Here is a 19,992-nt window from a genome sequence, read left to right as displayed (position 1 = left end):
CCTTGCGTCAAAATATGACAGGGGCTAAACAACATAATCATTGGAAATTGTTGGCTATGAGACGAACTATTGAAACTCGATTTTCAGAACTTTGTGCTCTTTTTGATGTCGAACAGACATTAACTAGAAGCTTAACAGGATTGCAGTTGAGAATTGAACAAATTATACTTGCTTATAATTTGAGATACTTTGAGATTAACTAGCACCACGAGTATAGTGTATGTAACTTAAATAAAACTAAACTGCCCCTCCATTTTTGAAATGAGCAAGATTTTCTCGCCAAACGGCAGACATTTAATCTGAAACAACCATCATTTGTCCTAAAATAGCGAATAGTGTTTCTTGAGCTTCTTCCAAGGTAAAACTAGTCTCTAGCAACCAATAGTTGACAAATGCAGCAACCCCTCCCGAGAACACATGGATATAGGAGATGTGAGGCGGAGCAATAATCTCCTTGCAGCCTTGCAGATTCGCAGAAAGGAGCATCTCTTGAAAAGCAGCTGAAAAAATAGCTGGCTGACCGGTCAACAATTGATAGATCACAAAGCGATGATCTTCCACTGCCCGAAGAATATTATCCAAGAACAAGCGACGTTCAGCTGTCGAAATGCTGGCTAAATCTTTGGCAAGCGGCTTACAGGCCTCCTCAATCGATAGCAAAATCTCTTTTAGCATATTATCGTAAAGGTGTTCTTTGGTTTCATAATGCTGATAAAAGGCATTACGCGATACTTGGGCTACTGTACAAATCTCCTTCACAGAGATTTTAGCGATATCCTTCGTTTGGAGCAAATCCAAAAGGGCTTTTTGGAGAGCTAATTCCGTTTTTTGGAACCGTAAGTCTTGTTTCAATAGGACAGTCCTTTCTTTTGTGTCTGTTAAGTGACAAATTGGCAAAAATTGGCAATTGACTCTTTTAAATGACACGTGTACTATATAAATTATAACAGAAAGAAAGTGAGAAGACAAATGGCAAATCGTATTACTGAAATATTAGGCATTGAAAAGCCGATTATTCAAGGCCCTTTAGCTTGGCTAACAAACGGAGCCTACGCTGGTGCAGTGAGTGCGGCAGGCGGACTAGGTGTCCTAGGGATTAGTGCAGGACAAACTGTAGTAGCGACAACTGTGGAAGAAACCGTTGAAAATATGCGCCGCGAAATTCGCATTGCCCGTCAAATTACAAATAACCCCCTTGGACTAAATGTCGCGCCAAGCCATCCCTCAAAGGATATTTTCACACAACCTATGATGGATTTAATGGCAGAAGAAGATGTTGAAGTAGCGGTTATGGTGGGAGAATTTTCAGCCGAATGGAGCAAGAGATTTCATGATAAGGGGATTAAGGTTGTCTTTCGAGCGGCCACTCCGACAGTGGAAAATACGGAAGAAGCCATTCAAGGTGGCGCAGATATTATCGTTGCGACCGGTTTTGATGAAGGCGGAACGGTCCCTGAAAAGGCAATTGGCACATTTTCAATTGTTCCAATGATTGTGGATGCCGCAAAGGGGCGTGTTCTAGTAATGGCAGCCGGTGGTATTGCGGATGCACGAACTGCAAAAGCGGCCTTTGCTTTGGGAGCGGAGGGACTCTTTGTCGGAACTGCCTTTATGATGTCTGAAGAATCTATCCTAGCACAAAACATCAAAGAACAAGCCTTGGCTGCAAACGCTTCTGATCTCCTACTCTATCGTACAGTCCCAGCCTATTATCGTTCCTTACCAGGAGTCATTCCGAATAAACTGCTTGAAATGAGTCAAGCTGGTGCTAGTGAGGAAGAAATTTTTGAGGTGCAACGCGGCTATAATGGTATGCGTGATGGCATGTTATTTGGGGATTTGACCAAGGGATTTGCTTCCTTTGGACTCGGAATTTCCATGATTGATACAATTGAGCCTGTTGCTGTCATCATGGACAAGCTCATGTCTGGAATTGAGGAGTTGGTATAATATGGCAGTCAAAAAACAAATGGTACTCGGATTAGCTATGTTTGGTGCAGCTGGTTTGAATTTAAAATCATGGATGGACCCAGAAGCTAAATTAACAGAGTACCCAAACATTTCAGTTGATATCAATGCGGCTCAACTGGCAGAAAAAGGTAAATTCCAATTTATGTTCTTCGGGGATTTTCCGGGAATAAAAGCTAGTGATAATGGTGACATGCAGACCATGGGGATGGATCCCCTTATGATTGCTAGCATTATTAGCAGTCATACCAAGCATATTGGGTTAGGTGTAACTCGAGCAACTTCTTGGTCGAACCCTTACGAATTAGCTAGACAATTTAAAACCTTAGATGCTGTGAGTAAGGGACGTGCGGCTTGGAACGCTGTGACGGGTGCCAATGGAGTCAGTGCACAAGCTTACGGTGTAAATTTGACCTCCAGTTTTGACCGCTACGGCAAAGCCTACGAGTTTACGGAGGTGGTGCAACACCTTTGGTCAACTTGGGGTGAAGATGCTTTAAAACTGAACCATCAGACCAAGGAATTTGCGAATTACAGCCAAGTAAAAACGGTCAACCTTAAAGGGGAATATGTGCAGACCACAGGAACTCTGCCAATTCCACCTTCAAAACAAGGGCAACCAGTCATTATTCACTCTGGCGGCTCTGAAAATAGCATCGCCTACGCAGGTAAATATGCAGATGTCTTTGTTGGTGAATTGTATACCATAGAGCAAGGTCAGGCCATGCGTCAGGCTCTGCGAGAGGCTGCCGTTGCAAATGGCCGAAAGCCGGATGATATTAAATTTATTGCTGGTGTAATGCCTCTGATGGGAGCTAGTAAGAAAGAAGCTATTGAACGCCATGCAATCTTTATCGACGGTAAGACTCTTCTACAACGTATTGCTTATATCGGTCATATTTTGGGTGTGGAATTCACTCCAGCGGACATTGAGCAACCGATATCTCCAGATATTTTGGATGCTGTTCAGATTACTCCTTACAGTGATCCACGAATAGAGAATGTCATCCGTGTGGCGCATGAGGGTTGGAGCCTGCGTGAAGTGGTTTATCACTCAGTTATAGACTTTCACCCAGCTGCAGTTGGTACTCCGCAGGATATTGCTAACTATCTGACAGACTGGTTTGAGGCAGGAGCTGCAGATGGATTCTGGGTCATGCCAGATTCCTATGGTGTAGATTTGCCACGCTTTGTTGATGAGGTTGTCCCGATTCTCCAAGAACGAGGTCTCTTCCACAAAGACTACGAAGGTTCCACCTTACGCGAGCACCTCGACGTGCCTTATCAATATGGCATTCGAACAGAAGAATAGCAAAAAACAGAAGTCCATTTCAAAATGAACTTCTGTTTCTTCTTTTTTCAAAGCAAGGTATAGACCCAAAAAGGGCACTCTTTGCTGCGCAAAGTTCCTATCTCCAGATTAAAAAGGTCCCCCGGATCTTATTAAGAGGAGGCGTAAGCTCAAAAAGAGGAAAACTACCTGTCGGTAGTTCCTATCTCTCGATTGAAATAGTCCACTGGACTATTTCAACCCCATACACTTTCCAAGATGTTGGTTTGTTCGCGGCCTGGGCCGACTGAGAAGGTTGAGATGCGGACGCCGACGAGTTCGCTGACGCGGCGGACGTAGTTGCGTGCGTTCTCTGGTAGGTCTTCGAGGCTACGGACCTCTGTAATATCTTCAGACCAGCCTGGTAATTCTTCGTAGATTGGTTTGCAGCGTTTGAGTTCTTCAAGGCTTGCTGGGTAGTGATCAATGCGTTTGCCATCTAGGTCATAGGCTACACAGATTTTTACCGTTTCAAGTCCTGAAAGGACATCGATTGAGTTCAAGGAAAGATTTGTAATACCTGATACACGGCGGCTATGACGCATAACAACGGAGTCAAACCAGCCAACACGGCGTGGACGACCTGTCGTTGTCCCATACTCATGTCCCACTTCGCGAATACGATCGCCAATTTCATCAAACAATTCCGTTGGGAATGGGCCGTCACCGACACGGCTAGTATAGGCTTTACATACCCCAACTACCTTATCAATCTTGCTTGGACCAACACCTGAACCAATGGTTACACCACCTGCAACTGGATTTGAGGACGTAACAAATGGATAGGTTCCTTGGTCGATGTCAAGCATAACCCCTTGCGCTCCCTCAAAGAGAACCCGTTTGCCTTGGTCCAAAGCATCGTTTAAAATAACAGACGTGTCTGTCACATATTTCTTAATCTGTTGACCGTATTCGTAGTATTCTTCAAAGATTTCGTCAAAGGCAATCGCTGTGCTATCATACAATTTCTCAAACAAGCGATTTTTTTCTGCCAAGTTACGCTCCAAGCGCTCTCTGAAAATTTCGCAATCCAATAGGTCTGCAATACGGATTCCTACACGCGCAGCCTTGTCCATATAGGCAGGGCCGATTCCTTTAATGGTCGTTCCGATTTTATTGTCGCCTTTTGCTTCTTCTTGCAACTGATCGAGCTTGATATGGTAAGGTAAGATGACATGTGCACGGTCTGAGATTCGTAAATTATCTGTCGTTACTCCCTCTTCATGCAGGTAGTTCAATTCTTTCACCAAGGATTTTGGATTGACGACCATGCCATTTCCGATAACAGAGATTTTTTCTGGGAAGAAAATACCTGATGGAATCAAATGCAACTTGTATTTTTTACCGTCAATCACGATGGTATGACCTGCATTGTCACCCCCTTGGTAACGTGCAATTACTTCTGCATTGGCAGACAAGAAATCGGTTATTTTTCCTTTACCTTCGTCCCCCCACTGGGTCCCTACAACTACTACTGATGTCATATCTCTTATTTACAGCCGACCGAAGTCTGCTTCCTTTCTTCACGCAGGGCAGGATTCTCACCTGCTAGTTTCTCTTACAATTCATTATATCCGATTTTTACCGTTTTTTCAAGATAAGACTCTAGTATTGTACGTGAACTCTCCGAATACACCTTAAAAATTAGCACTATTTTTTGCAAAAACTGAACATTTACGATGGGTAAATGAATGTTGGACTTAAGTCTACTCTCTCATCCGAATTCGTAACAACAAATTAATACGTATACGTATTTTAACCGCCGAAAACAGTCTAATCACCTATACACCAGCAATACATAAAAAAGAATGAGCGAAAGATTTCAACCCGATAAATCTTTCACTCATTCTTTTTTCTTTCATTCTTTACTTCATCAACAAAATACTCAACAAAGCCAAAATCGCTGGGCCACCTTGTTTGAAGAGAATGGACTTATTGGAGCTTGCAGCTCCATAAAGGGCAGCTCCAATCACATAAAGGACAAAAATCGTAACGATTTCCAAGCTATGAGAAATGAAAATTCCGTAAAGGAGAAAAATCGCCAACAAGCCATTGTAAATACCTTGATTTTTAAACAGAACTGTCACAGAGGGACGAGCAAGCTCGTCCTTATCCATATTGAAAGTCTGACTGGTCTTGTCAGAGCTAGTAGCAATCGTCTCTAAGTAAAAAATATAAAGGTGCTCAAGAGCAACAAGGGGCGCTAAAATGGTAGTAATAAGGGACATCGTTTTTCCTTCTTTCTAATCTTTTTCAATAGCAATATTTTCTAAACCAACAACCAGCTTATCTAGCAAGGTTTGAAGGGTAATACTTTCCTTCTCAGAGAGAACCCCTTCCATTTGCTCTTTTACAGCTAAGTGATGACTGGGGGGGTCAGTGATGAGCTGTTCTTTAGCAAAATCCGTCAAATCAACCAAAATTTCACGCTGATTTTTCGGATTGCGGGTTCTGGTCACATAACCTTTTTCTTCTAAAATCTTAAAATGCCGCGTCAGAGCTGCTTGGTCGATTTTTAGAGCGTTCTGAACCTGAATCTGGTTACAGGGCGCCTCTTTTAATAAGACCTGCAATAGCTCATAGCGCGTCAAACTGATGCCCAAGCGTTTTTCAAATAACTGAGTCACCGCTTGATCCGTTACATGAAGCTGGTAAAGAATGTGATGGATGGCTGTCATGCTATTTCCTTTTTATAATTGATTTATCAACTGTTGACTAGTCAATTATAAACTGATGAAAAGAAAAAATCAAGCTATTTGCTTGAAATTTTCTGAAAAAGTTAGAGATTGTAAAAGATTTTTTCTCGAATATCCAAAAGTTTCTGTATTTCCTGATTGACGGGCGACGGATAGGCCTGAAAATTAATACTTTGAATTCCCGCATAGATCGCCACTTCCACATCTAGCTGACGGTCCCCAATGTAGTAGGTGCTAGCCTTGTCTAAATCATACTTCTCAACGAGATAATTGATAGCCGCTGGATGGGGCTTTCTCGCAAAACCATCTGCACTGGTCACAATTTCCGTAAAATACTGCGCAATCCCTAAATCTACTAAGATCTGATGGGCATTTGCTCCCTTGTGGGTATAGACAAAATTTTCAATGCCTTTCTCTTTTGCCCAGGCAAGCACTTCTTTTGCTCCTGCCATTAAGTGAATCTGCGCATTTTTCTCCTGCAAACTACTGCCACGGTAGATATTCAACTCATGGGCGTCTAAATCATTTTCCGCCGCTACCTTTTCTAGCAATTCCCACACAGAATGCTGTAAAATAAATCTCCGAATCGCTTCACGATTAAACTCCAGATCATAGTAGGCGTAGGTTTCCTCAATACCTGCCAAAATCGCATCATAAGAATCCAGCAAGGTCCCGTCTAAATCCCAAATAAAACTTATCATATCGTTCTCCTTCTTTTTTTATAAAGCAGTCCTAAAAATAGCCAGCGAAAGGCATTATCTAAAAGCGTTCCAGCCCAGATACCGGGTAAGCCAAGACCCAAGGTTACGCCAAGCAGGTAGCCAGCGCCAATTCGAATGCCCCACATGCCAATCGTTGTCGCATAAAAGGGGAGTTTTCCATTACCTAATCCCTGCCATACCGCCGTATAGATGACGGTCCCTGCTGTAAATGGCACGCCTAGAAGCGAGAAGAGAATAACCAAGAGACTAGCAGCGACTGCATCCTTATCTTGGGTATAAAGCTGCGTTAAAGGGGTACCAAAAGCATAGATCAGAAGAGCGAAGGGCAGCATGAAACCTAGGGTCAACCAATAGGTTTTCCTTGCTATCTGATCAATTTCTGCTCTATTTCCCTGCCCCAAGCTATGTGCTACCAAGAGAACGGTCGCTGTTGCCATTCCAAAAGCTGGCATATAATTGAACTGGGTGAGCACCTCGCCAATCGCATTGCCGGCTACGGCCTGTGTTCCAAAGCGTACGACAAGGACGATGATGACGACATCACCCGCCCGCATCATAAGGCGCTCTCCTGCGGCAGGTAAGGATAAACTCAGCAACTCCCTATCTAAACTCCAGCTAGGCTTGGCAAAGGAAATCGTGAGGGATTTCCACAGAACTGCAACACCCACTAGGCGAGCCAAAACAGTTCCTAGAGCGACGCCTACAATTCCCCAACCGAGGATAAAAATGAAAAAACTAGAGAAAAGGGCATTCAGGATATTGGTGAACAGGCTCACATACATAGGCAAACGAGGGTTGCCAGTCGTGCGCACCAAAGCACCAAGGCTGGTCATCAAACCCAAAAAGACAATCGTACCACCTACAATGGCTAGAAAGATTCCGCCTGCTTCTGCCACCGCTGTTTCCGTCCCTAGCAAACGCAGCATATCCTGCCTAAAAATCAGGGAAACCAAGCCCAGAACAAGACTTAATAGCAAGGTGGCTTTGAGCGCTTCTGTCGCATGATAGGCCTGTGACTTTTCATCACCAGCACCTATACTGCGTGCCAAAACACTTGAAATGGCTGCTCCTAAAGCGATAAAAATAGCCTGATAGATAGCAATAATGTTTCCCGCAACCGATACTCCTGAAATAGCGACTAATCCTAAACTAGCCACCAAGTAACTATCCACCATTCCCATGAGCATTTGTAAACCATTTTCCGCCATGGCTGGCAAGGCTATCTGCATGATTTTTTTGTATTCTACCATATCACAAAAAGGCAAAGAGCTTGCCCCTGCCTCCACTTTCTATTATTTTTTAAAGATTATTTCTAACTAGACTCCTAGGTGGCGCTCGACTTCTCTTTGCATATCAGCTGCTGCAACGACGGTCTTGTGGCGAACAGGGGCTGTTTCTAAACCATTTACTGCTGGTGGAAGAGCAACTCCTGATACATCTTGTAATGTTGCAAGAGCTTCAAAATCACTCAAGCCTGTTTCTCCCGTTACGGCTTCTACTGCAACGACTGGGAATTTATAAGGACTAGCTGTTGAAGCAATCACTGTCTTTCTGCTGTCTTGACTTGCTGCAACATATTTTTGGTATACGCTAGAGGCAACCGCTGTATGCGGATCTTCAATATAGTGAGAAGCCTCGTACACACGCTTGATTTCTTGGGCAGTTTCTTCTTCTGTCGCCCATTCTGCTGCAAAGAGATCCAATATTTCTGGATTTACTGGGTCTAATTGGTACTGACCCTCTCTTGATAAGGCTGTCATCAATTCAGCTGTCTTTGCCGCATCATTTCCTAACAGGTGGAAAATTAAGCGCTCCAAGTTTGACGAAACAAGGATATCCATAGACGGACTGGTCGTTACCTTAAAGGCACGTTTCTTATCATAGACCTTGGTCTTGAAGAAGTCGGTCAGGACATTGTTTTCATTTGATGCACAAATCAATTTCCCAACTGGCAATCCGATTTGTTTGGCATAAAAAGCCGCAAGGATATTCCCAAAATTTCCTGTTGGGACTGTGAAATTGACCTCCTGTCCTGCTACAATCTCACCTGCCTTGACCAATTGTGCATAGGCATAGACATAGTAGACAATCTGTGGCACAAGACGACCAATATTCATTGAGTTAGCAGATGAAAATTGCATCTTCTGTTCTGCTAATTTAGCACGCAAGGTTTCATCGTTAAACATTTCTTTGACATTGGTCTGCGCATCATCAAAGTTTCCGTCAATAGCAACCACATGGGTATTGTTGCCTGTTTGAGTAGTCATTTGCAGCTCTTGGACTTTGCTGACACCATCTTTAGGATAAAAGACAATGATTTCTGTCCCTGGAACATCCGCAAAACCAGCCATAGCAGCCTTTCCAGTGTCGCCAGAAGTTGCTGTTAGAATGACGATTTTATTTTCCAAACCATGCTTTTTAGCTGCCGTTGTCATCAAGTAAGGTAGGATTGATAAGGCCATATCCTTAAAGGCAATGGTTGAGCCGTGGAATAATTCAAGATTATATTGTTCATCTAGCTTCACCAATGGTGCAATGCGCTGATCATCAAACTTGCTATCATAAGCATTGGTAATACAGTAATCTAGCTCATCTTCCGTAAAATCATCCAGAAATGCTCCTAAAATGACTTTTGCGACATCTTGATAAGACTGATTCTTCAAGTGGTTAAAATCCAAACTGACCTGCGGATAAGTGATAGGCGTAAAGAGCCCTCCATCTGTTGCCAATCCTTGCAAAATCGCCTGACTAGCGGTTACGGTATTCTTGCTATCACGTGTTGATTGATATACTAGTGTCATGCTGCATCCTCAAAATCTTTTTCTCTATTTTATCACAATTTGTCAGAAAATTGAAAGAATCTAAGAAAAAACCAGATGAAAATCCGGTTTTCTTCTCAATCATATGACAGTTCAAAGAGAGGAACGACCTAGAACGATCTTTCCTATCACTCTTTTTCGAGGGACAGAAGGCGACCAATTTAAGCCAAAAATCACATTACATAGCCAAATAAAGAAGGCAAATACAAGCAGAGGAATCACGCAAGTGGTCACAACTAATACCGCTACTGCGTCCACCATATTTCCAAAAGCGGTCTCAAATTTCTCGAGTAATCCTTTTGCTGACCCTGTCACCCTTTCCCAAATAGAGGTCTCACTTTGTTCCTTGGTTGTTTCGGATACTTGCTGAGCGGCTTCAATGGTCTTTGCAATGGAACTATCATAGGTTGACTCAATCTTATTCGACACAAAGACACTTGTCGGAATAATAAATAGTATAACAGCTGAAAAAAGTGAGAGACGAGTTGCCAACTGCTTGACCTTCTTGTTTTTCAAGTAGACATTTCCAGCAAAAAGGACAAGAGCTGTCGGAACGAGCCATTTAAAGACCACCAGACCTGTAATCGACAAAAGATATTTTTGTAACCAGATACCAGCATACACCACTAGTAAATAATCTGCCAAATCAGCTATATTTTCTGCTAAAGGACCGCCAACATCTCCTGGGATTAAGGTAATAGCTGTGGAAGTTGTTCCCGTCAAGGCGGTTAGGGTCAAAACCGTTTCTTTTTTCTCATCTAAAGCAAGAATCGACTGGGCATTCATTTTTAAAACCAACTGAGAATCTGCTACAACAAAAAAGGACACGACTGCAAGAAAAAGGAACACGCCAATCAACACTTCTTTCTGGTGTCTCCCAATCCAGTTTACCATGCTATTTTCTCCTTCATAAATTCCACTGATAGAAAGAACAACTCCGCTATCAGAATCTGATAAATCAGTCCTAGTATATCATGCGTCTACCAAGTAAAAAAGCTACTACACAAGAGATTGAAGCAACTCAAAAACGGCACCCATATCTTGACAAAGAAAATCAGCCTGTGATTGGTCAATTGGCATTCTTTTTTCTTGATAGGCGATCACCCTTACACCTGCTGCCTTAGCAGCTGCAATACCATAAGCAGAATCTTCAATTGCGATTGCATGTTGGGCATCTACTCCTAATTTTGTTAAGGTCGCCAAATAAATGGCTGGATTGGGCTTGCTTTCTGTAAAGGCTTCACCACTGACCAAGGTATCAAAATAAGGCAAGATCCCACACGCTCCTAAAACTTCTTCGATGTGATCCTTACGTGAGGAGGAAGCCACAGCTAATTTTATGCCGTTTTGCTTTGCAAAATCAAGGATTGGCACAATATCTCCTCGAAACAAGGTAGGATAGTGCACTTCTTGATACCGCTCTTTGGCATATTCCTCTAACTGCTCACTAATCTCCGTTAGAGAAAGACTACTGCCGGTCAAGGCCTTTATCGCCTGTGCTAAATGAGCATAGGAGCGTCCAACTAAGACTGGAAACTCCTGTTCCTCTTCAATCGTCATTTCTTTACTGATACTGCGCACAAAATCCTTTTGAACTTGAAAATCCAGATACTCTGTATCAACAATCACTCCGTCCATATCAAATATAATTGCTTCTATCATGCCGTCCCTCTTTTTTGCAATCGTTTTCTTTTTATTATAACATAAAAAAATGAGAGTAGAAGTGCTCTACATCTCATTTTCGTCTACTTCTTCCTTTACTTGTAAGGCTGAAAGCGTATTGGTGAATAATTTATTCCGAGCATCTCGGTCTAAATCAATATAATAGGCATAAAAAATATCAATCACAACTAGAACAGGAAACTGAGGTGAGATGATATTGCCTTGAGCAAGGTTTTTCTTAATGGCAACCAATACCAATTCATCACAGCTATCCCGCAATTCTTGTCGATTCTTTGAAGTCAATAAGACTGTGCTAGCCCCTACTTCTCGCGCATCTCGAACAGCATTGATAATATTCGTTGATTCACCTGAAACAGATATGCCAATAACCAGACATTCATCATTTAAGGTAACACGGTTCATCCGAATCATGTGATCGTCTGTAACTGCCTTACAGGCCATTCCTAGCCGCATGAAACGGAATTCAATTTCACGTGCGACCAGTCCTGAACTTCCTTGTCCATAGATGTAGACACGCTTCGCATTGTTTAGCAGATGCCCTACCCGCACAAACTGCTCTTCATCAATGAGGGAATAGGTCTTATTCAGTAACTCGCCATAGTCAGACAAGACATGTCTCGTCAGATCGCGATTGACATGGGCAGGCTCTGTTGTCAGATTGACTTCCTGAAACGCATAGACAAATTGTCGATAGCCTGAAAACCCACATTTTTGAGCAAAGCGCGTCAATGAGGGCAAGGAAACATATAACTTTTCAGAAACAATTTTTGCGGATAGCTGATCATCTTCCGCAGCTTCTGAGAGAAAATAGTCCGCAATTTTTCGTTCGATATGAGTGAAATCGCTATAAACCGCTTCAATCATCGGAATCACATTTTTCTCTAATGATACCATGTCCCTTTCTCCTCATTCTATCTTTATGAGCGACTAGCCTGTTGTTGTTTAAAATGATAGTAAGCTCCAAACATACCTGCTGTATTTTGATGTTGGGCAAAAACAATCTTGGTTTTTTCGGCGATACTGGATACAAGATTGGCTTTCACAGCCGCTTCGATTTTGGGTTTTAAAATCGCTTCTTGCCCCATAATGCCACCGCCTAAAATCACCACTTCTGGATTAGCCACATAGCAGATATTCGCAATCCCTTTTGCCAAATAGTGCACCATACGGTCCACCCCCTGCACGCAGATTGGATTGCCTTTTTGAATTTCTTGGAAAATTCGCCGTCCATTCCAGTCTTTGACATCGTCACCATGGGCTTCTGCCACATAGCGAACCAAAGCAGTCGTTGATGCCAAACCTTGGAAGGCTCCATCTGGTAAGTGGAGATAGCCCACTTCACAGGCTGAATTGCTAAAACCGTGGAAAACGTGGGAGTCAATCAAGAGACAACCCCCGATACCTGTACCGACTGTCAAGCAAACAGCTACCTTTGCCCCTTTTCCACTTCCTGAGACAACCTCGGCAAGACCTGCGCAATTGACATCATTTTCAATCTCGCATGGAATGCCAAACTGAGCTTCTAAATCTTTTTTAAACTGCGTACCAGCATAGTTTGGAATTTGCGGTCCAGCGTAGAAAATCTCTCCCTTATCTGGGTCAACCATCCCCGCTGAGGAAATGCAAATGCCAGACAAACTAACTTCTTCCAAATAAGTCGAGACAATCGTCGCCACCTTTTTCAAAATCGCTGGGCCGCCTTTATGAGCCTCTGTCGGCATTTCTTGGCTGACCAACAAATGAGCTTCCTCATCAATCAAACCGTACTTGATACTAGTCCCACCAATATCAATGGCAACATATTTTTTCATGTGTCACCTCTTCCCCTCTTCATCTAGTAAAACGAGCCTAGTGTAACAAACACCGTAGTTGAACAGACGCTCTTCACGTTCGCCCCATTCAACTATACAGGAGAGACACCAACATAGCGTTTGTTGACATCACAATTTTGATTACACGCCCAAGAAACGTTCCTTGGTTTCACGAATCAAGCGAGCAGCGGCTTCGACAACTGCTTTATCAGACTCACAAACCGGTGTCAGAGGCGCACGCACGCTTCCTAGATTCAAACCTTCATTGATGCGCAATACTTCTTTGATAACCGCATACATATTTCCACGTGCAGCCACTAAATTCTTGATAATATCGTTAATGGCAAATTGCAATTCTTTAGCTGTTTCCAAATCCTTGTCTGCAATCAATTGGTTGAGTTTCAAGAAGAGTTCTGGCATGGCACCATAAGTTCCTCCAATACCAGCAGCAGCCCCCATGAGACGGCCACCTAGGAATTGTTCATCTGGACCATTAAAGACGATGTGGTCATCCCCACCAAGACTAGCAAAGGTTTGGATATCCTGAACTGGCATAGAAGAATTTTTCACCCCAATAACCCGCTCATTTTTGAGCATTTCTTTGTAAAGACTAGGAGTAAGAGCCACACCTGCCAACTGAGGAATATTGTAAATCACAAAATCCGTATTTGGAGCTGCCGCACTCATGTCATTCCAGTATTGGGCAACAGAGTATTCTGGCAAGCGGAAATAAATCGGTGGAATTGCCGCAATTGCATCCACTCCAAGGCTTTCTGCATGACGTGCCAATTCGACGCTATCTTTTGTATTATTACAAGCAACATGGGCAATAATGGTTAATTTCCCTTTGGCAACAGCCATGACTTCTTCTAACACAACTTTACGGTCTGCGACACTTTGGTAAATACATTCACCAGAAGAGCCATTGACATACAAGCCTTGCACCCCTTTTTCGATAAAATATTCTGCTAGGCTACGAACGCCTTCTCGACTAATATCCCCATTTTCATCATAACAGGCATAAAATGCGGGGATAATTCCATGGTATTTTTCTAAATTTTTCATTTGTTTTCTCCACTGTAAAGAAAAAGTATATTCTTTCCTTATCTTTCTATTACGTAAAAGTCCAACCCAAGAGGGTCTTGTCTGGTTTATGAGAACCTCGTCTGACCTATCTTGCGAAGGAATTTTTTTATCTAATTGGTATGGCAACTCCCTTATTGAGGTGAATTGTCATATTTTCTAAAAATCGGCTCAAGAATTCCAAGTTGTAGATAACCTAAACTTGAAAATCCTGCCAATAAGAAGAACATGCTACCAAAGACAATGGTCCAGCTTGACCCTATCAGCAAAAAGGCAAGCAAGGCAGCAAAGCCCAGCATCGCAAAGGTCCACAAGAAATGCAGACCTGCTAGCACAAAGGCAGTTTGTAAAAGTTCTTGCAGGCTTTGTTCAAAGCGCGCAGCCAAAGGATAGGCATAGAGCATGACCATGCTCATTAGGAAGAAAAGGCCAAATGCTAGCATTTTCATCCCTTGAAATACCATCGCTGTCTGACCTCGAAAAAGTAGGAGATTCATCAAGCAAATGATACTGACCAAAATCTCAATCCCACCTAAAGCCAGCCCATACTTCCATTCTGCCTTAAATGTATGGATATAAAGCCGAATGACTCGTACACCTCGGCCATCACGCACTTCTTGTAACGTTCGATACAAGCTAATTTTAGCAATTCCAATCGTTACAATTGGTAAACAAGAAATCAGAAACAAGAGATTGAGCGTGACCAAATCCAAGATTTTTTCACAGACCCTCATCAGCCAATTATCGGTATTAAAAATAGATGATAGTAACTGCGTACTCCTATTTCTCATTTCTCGTCTCCCTCTTTTAGTCAATAAGAACCTTCACTACGCATTTCTTGACCCGCTCACCTGCCCGATCATACAGATTAGGCTGGTGCGGTTCATTCGGTAGGAAAATGGCAATATTCTCTTCTGTCAGATGAAGCGGAGTTGCTAAATTACAACGAAGAAAGCCAATATCGCTCTCTTCTGCATAGTCCTTGGCAACTTCTTTCACCTGCTGGCCGTAATGCATCAATTCCTGGCCTTCTAGCAAAAAGTGGAAATCTGCAAAACGTTCATGGTATTCAAAACAATCATCTGGCTCTTGATTAAGGTGATTATCCTGTATAAAGAAGAACACCTTGTCTTCATTGATGGCATATTGCCCTAAAGCAAAACTCGCCATATCATGTGTTAACAAATAATCAATCGCTTGATCCAGATGAGGATGTAGGCCACGGTAACGACCTATATGTTGTAATTGATCAAAAATCATACGATTTCCTCATTTTCTACTATACATTGAAATAAATTGGGACTGTTGAAAAAATGGCTCGTTTCTATTGCTAGCCTAGGTTGTTAAACTCCACCGAGCAAATAGTAAAAACGCTGCTTTTCAACACCTACCGATTGAAACAAGCCACTGGGCTAAGCCGAACATAAACCTCCGGTTTGACTATTTCCAATTTGAAACAGGATCCACGGACTGAGCGGAAAGCAAAACTGCGTTTTGCCACATCCACCGATTGAAATAGTTCACTGGACTAAGCTGAACACAAAGCTTCGCTTTGCCTATTTCCAACCTAAAATAGTCCGCAGGACTAAGCCGAACACAAACCTTCGGTTTACCTATTTCCAACCTAAAATAGTCCACTGGACTATTTTAGCCTTTTACAGCTCCCATGGTGATTCCTTGTGTGAATGATTTTTGGAACATGAGGAAGACGGCTACGATTGGGACGGCTGCCATGGCTGCTCCGGCCATGATGAGTCCGTAGTCAGTTGCCATTTCGGCTTGCATGGTCGCAACCCCTAGTGAGATGGTCAAGTTTTGACGTGATGTCAACATAACCAACTGCATAAAGTAGTCATTCCAAGAATTGATAAAGGTAAAAATCGCAAGGGCTGCAAACCCTGGTTTGACAATTGGAAAAGCAACATTCCAGAAAGTTCGAACTTCGCCACAACCGTCAATCTTGGCTGATTCCAATAACTCGGTTGGAATGTTTTCACTGAATTGTTTCATGAGGAAGACCCCAAACGGCCAACCAATCAACGGTAAAATAACTGCAGCTAGTGTGTCATGAATTCCCAAGAAATTGACAATCCGTACAAGTGGTACCAAGACAACTTGCTTCGGAAGGGCCATAGCGGCAATGAAAATCGCAAAGAGAATGCGTTGGCCATAGAAGCGTTTCTTGGCAAGAACATAACCTGCTAGAGAAGACGTCACACACACTAAGAGCATGGTTGCTAACGAAATAAAGACACTATTCCACATCCATTGAAGGGCGGGATTTTGCACCATCAAGCGTTCAAAGTTTTCCATGGTCGGCATTTTTGGCCACCACTGAGGCGGAATCACAATCGTATCGGGTTGAGATTTAAAGGCTCCTGTCAAAATCCAGTAAAATGGGAAAATAAAGAGCACTGTCAACAAAAGCAAAATGATTGTTGAAATCACTGTAAATGGAGTTAATTTTTTCTTTTTCATACAAACCTCCTAGTATTCCACATCATTTCCAAGAATCTTGAATTGGGCAAAGCTGATAAGGGCAATCATGACCGCAAGGAAGACACCCATGGTATTTGCATAGCCATATTCAGAGAGCTTGAAGGCTTTTTCGTATAGGTAGTACATCAAGGTACTGGTTGAGTAGTTCGGTCCTCCAGATGTCAAGAGCTGAATAAGCGCAAAACATTGGAAAGAGTTAATGGTGGTAATAATCGCAATATAGAGTGTTGTTGGCAACAAACTTGGCCATTTGATTTTCCAAAATACTTGCAATTCTGTCGCACCATCTACACGTGCCGCTTCGACAAGAGAATTGTCAATATTTCCCATAGCAGCGATATAAAGAATAATCGGCTGCCCAACAGATGTCGTCAAGAGAATCACAATGATAGCAAGAAGAGCCCAATGTTTATCTCCGAGCCAGCTGATATTTTGCTCAATAAAGTGACCAGATTTAAGGACAAAGTTCAAAATTCCTGATAGCGGGTCATAAATCCATTTCCAAACAACCGTTACGGCAACACTCCCTGTAACAACTGGTAGGAAGAAGACAAAACGGTAGAAGGAACGCGCAATCGCATTCTGACTATATGTCTGAGACGCTACAAATAAAGAGAAAAAGACAACAACTGGTACAGAACCAATCACGATAATCACTGTATTGATCAAGGATTTAATAAATACAGGATCTTGGAACATCCGTTTATAATTCTCCAAGCCAACGAATTGAAAAGCCGTCATCGAATAATCAAAGAAACTAGTGATAAATCCCATGATCATCGGAGCTAATACAAATATGGCAAAGAAGACTAAGACCGGTGCTAGAAATGCATAGGAAACTATCGTTTCTCTCATTCTTATTTTATTAACTTTCACATTAAACACCTCTCCTTATGTAAGATATGAGAAGGCATAAAAACCGATATTCATGGTATTTCCGCCTCACTTTGATAAAAATAATCCCCCTTTTTCATTCAAGGAAAATGGACGAGAAAAGGGGGAAGATTATACATTGCTTAGGAGGAGCAAGCGCTCGTTAACAGTAGCAGCTACCCCATCTCTTAACATTATCTCGATAGGCGTATGCCTTATCTAGTTGATTATTTCATTGCTTTTTGAATAGTTTCATTTGCTTTTTCAGTAAATGTCTTCAAAGCAGCATCAGCTTTCTCATCTCCATTTGATACAGCTTGCAACATTGGGAACCAAAGTGTTCTCATTTCAGCGAAGCCATCAATTGTGTTGTAGTATGGTGAGTAGTATTGAGTCCAAGAACTTAGAGTTTCCATGCGTTTGTCATCATACAATTTACCAAATGAAGTACGGACTGGGAATGCTCCTGTACGTTTCACGTCTTTTGGTCCCCATTCTTTATCGTCTGCGATAAATTGGATGAATTTCTTAGATGCTTCAATTTTTTTGTCATCTTTGTTGTTGAAGACACAGAATCCGTTGATCAAGTATTCCAAAGCAGGTTTACCGCTATCTGATGGGAATGGTACTTCAACGACTTCGACCTTACTTGCTTCCAAGAGTTTACCTTGGATACCGTTTTGTGATGGCGCCCAAAGAATCGTATAAGAAGTTTGTCCGTTTGCAAAGTTTTGGATATCTGCTCCACCGTCAAATTGAGAACCGTTTGAAAGAAGTCCATCTTTAATCCAGCTAGAAGCCATTTCAAGACCTTTTACAAATTTTGGATCATCTGTTGTATATTTGCTGACAGCTTCGTCTGTTACTGAGCCACCATAAAGGTTAGCGATAAAGGCACGAGTTCCTTGGTCGCCCCCTTGGCCATTCGCAAAGAGTGAGCCCGGTGTATAGCCTTTGTCTTTCAATGCTTTCAATACTTTTTCAAAGTCGGCAGTTGTCCAACCTTCTTTTACAAGGTCAAGAACCCCAGCATCTTCAAGCATTTTCTTGTTCATTGCCATGTAGAATGGAGCAGAACTGATTGGGTACATGTAGGCTTTATCGCCTGCCTTGCTGGCATTGATGATATTGTCATTAGCAACATCTTTTACATACTCATCTGTAAAGAGGTCATTCAAGTCAGCCAATTTACCGTTTTTACCATATTGGATAATCCGTCCTGGTGCATCAAAGAGTACATCCGGTGCTGTTCCTGCTTCGATTGCTGTGACAATCTTTTCTGGACCAGACTTGAAGTCAATTGTTTCTAATTTTACTTTCACATCTGGATTTGCTTTTTCAAACGCTTCAATGATTGATTTTTCGTATGTTCCAACAGCATCGCTTGCATTTTCTTGCGTAAATACTGGGAAAGCCCACCAAGTAATTTCTGTTTTACCTGAACTATCAGACATATCTTTCTTCTCAGCACTTCCACCAGAATTGCCACATGCTGCTAATGACAAAACAGAAGCTCCTGCTAACAATGAACAAACTATTTTTTTGAATTTCATTCTTCTTCTCCTTTTTATTGGGTCCTGTTACGGACAAGTGATACGCCGACTACCTCTTTTGTTGTTCTCCCTATACCGTCAACTCCCTTTTTTATTTTTTTCATCGTAGTTCATGGATATCTAAGCGTTGTTAGCTAATCCATAACTTTCCTAACTTATTTTGAGGAATCCACCGCTGCGACAAAGCGTTTGGTGATTTCCTTTGGACGCGTAATCGCGCCACCAACGACAATACCTCTCACCCCGAAGTCATGAATCGTTTTTGCTTCTTCTGGGTAATAAATTTTGCCTTCTGCTATGACATCTACTCCTGCATCGCAGAGCTTCTGAATCAATTCAAGATCTGGCCCATCCTCTTGTCGACTATAAGCAGTATAGCCTGATAAGGTTGTTCCAACAAAATCCACACCAGCTTCAACAGCAGCCAAGCCTTCTTCATAAGTACTAATATCTGCCATCAATAATTGATCTGGATATTTTTCTTTGACCTGTCTGACAAATTCTGCCACACTCAAGCCATCGTAACGTTCCCGTTTCGTACAGTCAAGTGCAATCACCGCAATCCCAAGAACTGCCAACTCATCAACTTCTTTCATCGTAGCTGTGATAAAAGGTTCTTGCGGCGGATAGTCTCGCTTGATAATACCAATAATCGGCAAATCCGTCACCTGCTGAATCTGCTCAATATCACGCACGCTGTTGGCACGAATACCAACAGCACCTCCTTCTTCTGCTGCTTTCGCAAGCAGAGGCATGACTCCCCCTTCTTCTGTATATAGAGGCTCGTGCGGAAGAGCTTGGCAAGAAACAATGATACCGTCTTTTATCTGGGCTATCAGTTCATCTTTTGATAGTGTTGCCATATCTTCCTCCTTTTCTTTATTATTTTGAAGCGCTTTCTTTTTTCCGGTAAAAACAAGGCTAGTTCAGCCTCATTTGTCCCAAAAGAACACTC

General features: G+C 42.4%; 20 protein-coding genes and 1 pseudogene. 3 read left to right on the top strand and 18 right to left on the bottom strand.

The genetic code is table 11. The annotated features are described in order from the left end of the window. Window positions 1-203 (top strand): annotated as a pseudogene (locus ABPH35_RS04470) (IS982 family transposase); the annotation flags it as partial. Window positions 204-294: 91 nt separating this feature from the next. Here the strand turns inward: ABPH35_RS04470 and ABPH35_RS04465 are convergent. Beyond that, on the bottom strand, window positions 295-852 hold the full coding sequence (locus ABPH35_RS04465) for a TetR/AcrR family transcriptional regulator (RefSeq protein ID WP_349988519.1): 558 nt from the start codon (window positions 850-852) through the stop codon (window positions 295-297). 117 nt (window positions 853-969) lie between these two features. Here ABPH35_RS04465 and ABPH35_RS04460 point away from each other — a divergent pair, with 117 nt between their 5' ends. Both ABPH35_RS04460 and ABPH35_RS04455 read left to right on the top strand, forming a co-directional pair. Beyond that, a complete protein-coding gene (locus tag ABPH35_RS04460) occupies window positions 970-1,950 on the top strand; it encodes an NAD(P)H-dependent flavin oxidoreductase (RefSeq protein WP_349988518.1) in 981 nt (326 codons plus the stop codon). Window position 1,951: 1 nt separating this feature from the next. Next, on the top strand, window positions 1,952-3,280 hold the full coding sequence (locus tag ABPH35_RS04455; protein ID WP_349988517.1) for an NtaA/DmoA family FMN-dependent monooxygenase: 1,329 nt from the start codon (window positions 1,952-1,954) through the stop codon (window positions 3,278-3,280). Window positions 3,281-3,495: 215 nt separating this feature from the next. Here ABPH35_RS04455 and ABPH35_RS04450 read toward each other — a convergent pair whose 3' ends face one another. From ABPH35_RS04450 to ABPH35_RS04370, 17 genes are all read right to left on the bottom strand, one after another. After that, the gene (locus ABPH35_RS04450) at window positions 3,496-4,782 is read right to left on the bottom strand and encodes an adenylosuccinate synthase (protein ID WP_349988516.1); all 1,287 of its coding nucleotides are present in this window, start codon (window positions 4,780-4,782) and stop codon (window positions 3,496-3,498) included. 381 nt (window positions 4,783-5,163) lie between these two features. Further along, window positions 5,164-5,526: a DUF1304 domain-containing protein gene (locus ABPH35_RS04445; RefSeq protein WP_368849625.1), complete on the bottom strand. Its 363-nt coding sequence runs from the start codon at window positions 5,524-5,526 to the stop codon at window positions 5,164-5,166. A 15-nt stretch (window positions 5,527-5,541) separates the two neighbouring features. After that, on the bottom strand, window positions 5,542-5,976 hold the full coding sequence (locus ABPH35_RS04440) for a MarR family winged helix-turn-helix transcriptional regulator (protein ID WP_349988514.1): 435 nt from the start codon (window positions 5,974-5,976) through the stop codon (window positions 5,542-5,544). 101 nt (window positions 5,977-6,077) lie between these two features. Then, a complete protein-coding gene (locus ABPH35_RS04435; protein WP_349988513.1) occupies window positions 6,078-6,695 on the bottom strand; it encodes an HAD-IA family hydrolase in 618 nt (205 codons plus the stop codon). After that, the gene (locus ABPH35_RS04430; RefSeq protein WP_349988512.1) at window positions 6,692-7,966 is read right to left on the bottom strand and encodes an MATE family efflux transporter; all 1,275 of its coding nucleotides are present in this window, start codon (window positions 7,964-7,966) and stop codon (window positions 6,692-6,694) included. The genes ABPH35_RS04435 and ABPH35_RS04430 overlap by 4 nt, the downstream gene beginning before the upstream one ends. Before the next feature lie 66 nt (window positions 7,967-8,032). Then, window positions 8,033-9,517 (bottom strand): threonine synthase, encoded by a 1,485-nt coding sequence (thrC, locus tag ABPH35_RS04425; protein WP_349988511.1) that lies wholly within the window; start codon window positions 9,515-9,517, stop codon window positions 8,033-8,035. Between the two features lie 111 nt (window positions 9,518-9,628). Then, window positions 9,629-10,429 (bottom strand): hypothetical protein, encoded by an 801-nt coding sequence (locus tag ABPH35_RS04420; RefSeq protein ID WP_349988510.1) that lies wholly within the window; start codon window positions 10,427-10,429, stop codon window positions 9,629-9,631. A 105-nt stretch (window positions 10,430-10,534) separates the two neighbouring features. Further along, window positions 10,535-11,197, bottom strand: a complete 663-nt coding sequence (locus ABPH35_RS04415; RefSeq protein ID WP_349988509.1) for an HAD family hydrolase — start codon at window positions 11,195-11,197, stop codon at window positions 10,535-10,537. 66 nt (window positions 11,198-11,263) lie between these two features. Further along, on the bottom strand, window positions 11,264-12,112 hold the full coding sequence (locus tag ABPH35_RS04410) for a MurR/RpiR family transcriptional regulator (RefSeq protein ID WP_349988508.1): 849 nt from the start codon (window positions 12,110-12,112) through the stop codon (window positions 11,264-11,266). 23 nt (window positions 12,113-12,135) lie between these two features. Continuing rightward, a complete protein-coding gene (locus ABPH35_RS04405; protein WP_368849624.1) occupies window positions 12,136-13,029 on the bottom strand; it encodes an ROK family protein in 894 nt (297 codons plus the stop codon). Between the two features lie 141 nt (window positions 13,030-13,170). Then, entirely contained in the window at window positions 13,171-14,094 is a 924-nt protein-coding gene (locus tag ABPH35_RS04400; RefSeq protein WP_368849623.1) for a dihydrodipicolinate synthase family protein, read from the bottom strand. Between the two features lie 152 nt (window positions 14,095-14,246). Continuing rightward, window positions 14,247-14,903: a DUF624 domain-containing protein gene (locus ABPH35_RS04395; protein ID WP_368849622.1), complete on the bottom strand. Its 657-nt coding sequence runs from the start codon at window positions 14,901-14,903 to the stop codon at window positions 14,247-14,249. Between the two features lie 16 nt (window positions 14,904-14,919). Continuing rightward, on the bottom strand, window positions 14,920-15,372 hold the full coding sequence (locus tag ABPH35_RS04390) for a YhcH/YjgK/YiaL family protein (protein WP_368849621.1): 453 nt from the start codon (window positions 15,370-15,372) through the stop codon (window positions 14,920-14,922). 387 nt (window positions 15,373-15,759) lie between these two features. Next, entirely contained in the window at window positions 15,760-16,590 is an 831-nt protein-coding gene (locus ABPH35_RS04385) for an ABC transporter permease subunit (RefSeq protein ID WP_368849620.1), read from the bottom strand. Window positions 16,591-16,599: 9 nt separating this feature from the next. After that, entirely contained in the window at window positions 16,600-17,487 is an 888-nt protein-coding gene (locus ABPH35_RS04380; RefSeq protein ID WP_067088019.1) for a carbohydrate ABC transporter permease, read from the bottom strand. Between the two features lie 224 nt (window positions 17,488-17,711). Further along, window positions 17,712-19,037: an extracellular solute-binding protein gene (locus tag ABPH35_RS04375; protein WP_368849619.1), complete on the bottom strand. Its 1,326-nt coding sequence runs from the start codon at window positions 19,035-19,037 to the stop codon at window positions 17,712-17,714. A 155-nt stretch (window positions 19,038-19,192) separates the two neighbouring features. Then, window positions 19,193-19,900 (bottom strand): putative N-acetylmannosamine-6-phosphate 2-epimerase, encoded by a 708-nt coding sequence (locus tag ABPH35_RS04370; RefSeq protein ID WP_368849618.1) that lies wholly within the window; start codon window positions 19,898-19,900, stop codon window positions 19,193-19,195. Window positions 19,901-19,992: the final 92 nt, after the last annotated feature.

Source organism: Streptococcus handemini, assembly GCF_040984445.1.
Classification (GTDB): Bacteria; Bacillota; Bacilli; order Lactobacillales; family Streptococcaceae; genus Streptococcus; species Streptococcus handemini.
Note: the sequence above shows the minus strand (reverse complement) of the source record. Positions and strands in the feature narration are given on the sequence as shown.

Coding starts and splice junctions, on each gene's coding strand:
- ABPH35_RS04375 (WP_368849619.1), bottom strand. CDS start 19,037: ATGAAATTCAAAAAAATAGTTTGTTCATTGTTAGCAGGAGCTTCTGTT.
- ABPH35_RS04420 (WP_349988510.1), bottom strand. CDS start 10,429: ATGGTAAACTGGATTGGGAGACACCAGAAAGAAGTGTTGATTGGCGTG.
- ABPH35_RS04450 (WP_349988516.1), bottom strand. CDS start 4,782: ATGACATCAGTAGTAGTTGTAGGGACCCAGTGGGGGGACGAAGGTAAA.
- ABPH35_RS04390 (WP_368849621.1), bottom strand. CDS start 15,372: ATGATTTTTGATCAATTACAACATATAGGTCGTTACCGTGGCCTACAT.
- ABPH35_RS04410 (WP_349988508.1), bottom strand. CDS start 12,112: ATGGTATCATTAGAGAAAAATGTGATTCCGATGATTGAAGCGGTTTAT.
- ABPH35_RS04435 (WP_349988513.1), bottom strand. CDS start 6,695: ATGATAAGTTTTATTTGGGATTTAGACGGGACCTTGCTGGATTCTTAT.
- ABPH35_RS04415 (WP_349988509.1), bottom strand. CDS start 11,197: ATGATAGAAGCAATTATATTTGATATGGACGGAGTGATTGTTGATACA.
- ABPH35_RS04430 (WP_349988512.1), bottom strand. CDS start 7,966: ATGGTAGAATACAAAAAAATCATGCAGATAGCCTTGCCAGCCATGGCG.
- ABPH35_RS04400 (WP_368849623.1), bottom strand. CDS start 14,094: ATGAAAAATTTAGAAAAATACCATGGAATTATCCCCGCATTTTATGCC.
- ABPH35_RS04460 (WP_349988518.1), top strand. CDS start 970: ATGGCAAATCGTATTACTGAAATATTAGGCATTGAAAAGCCGATTATT.
- ABPH35_RS04455 (WP_349988517.1), top strand. CDS start 1,952: ATGGCAGTCAAAAAACAAATGGTACTCGGATTAGCTATGTTTGGTGCA.
- ABPH35_RS04395 (WP_368849622.1), bottom strand. CDS start 14,903: ATGAGAAATAGGAGTACGCAGTTACTATCATCTATTTTTAATACCGAT.
- ABPH35_RS04405 (WP_368849624.1), bottom strand. CDS start 13,029: ATGAAAAAATATGTTGCCATTGATATTGGTGGGACTAGTATCAAGTAC.
- thrC (WP_349988511.1), bottom strand. CDS start 9,517: ATGACACTAGTATATCAATCAACACGTGATAGCAAGAATACCGTAACC.
- ABPH35_RS04385 (WP_368849620.1), bottom strand. CDS start 16,590: ATGAAAAAGAAAAAATTAACTCCATTTACAGTGATTTCAACAATCATT.
- ABPH35_RS04440 (WP_349988514.1), bottom strand. CDS start 5,976: ATGACAGCCATCCATCACATTCTTTACCAGCTTCATGTAACGGATCAA.
- ABPH35_RS04370 (WP_368849618.1), bottom strand. CDS start 19,900: ATGGCAACACTATCAAAAGATGAACTGATAGCCCAGATAAAAGACGGT.
- ABPH35_RS04445 (WP_368849625.1), bottom strand. CDS start 5,526: ATGTCCCTTATTACTACCATTTTAGCGCCCCTTGTTGCTCTTGAGCAC.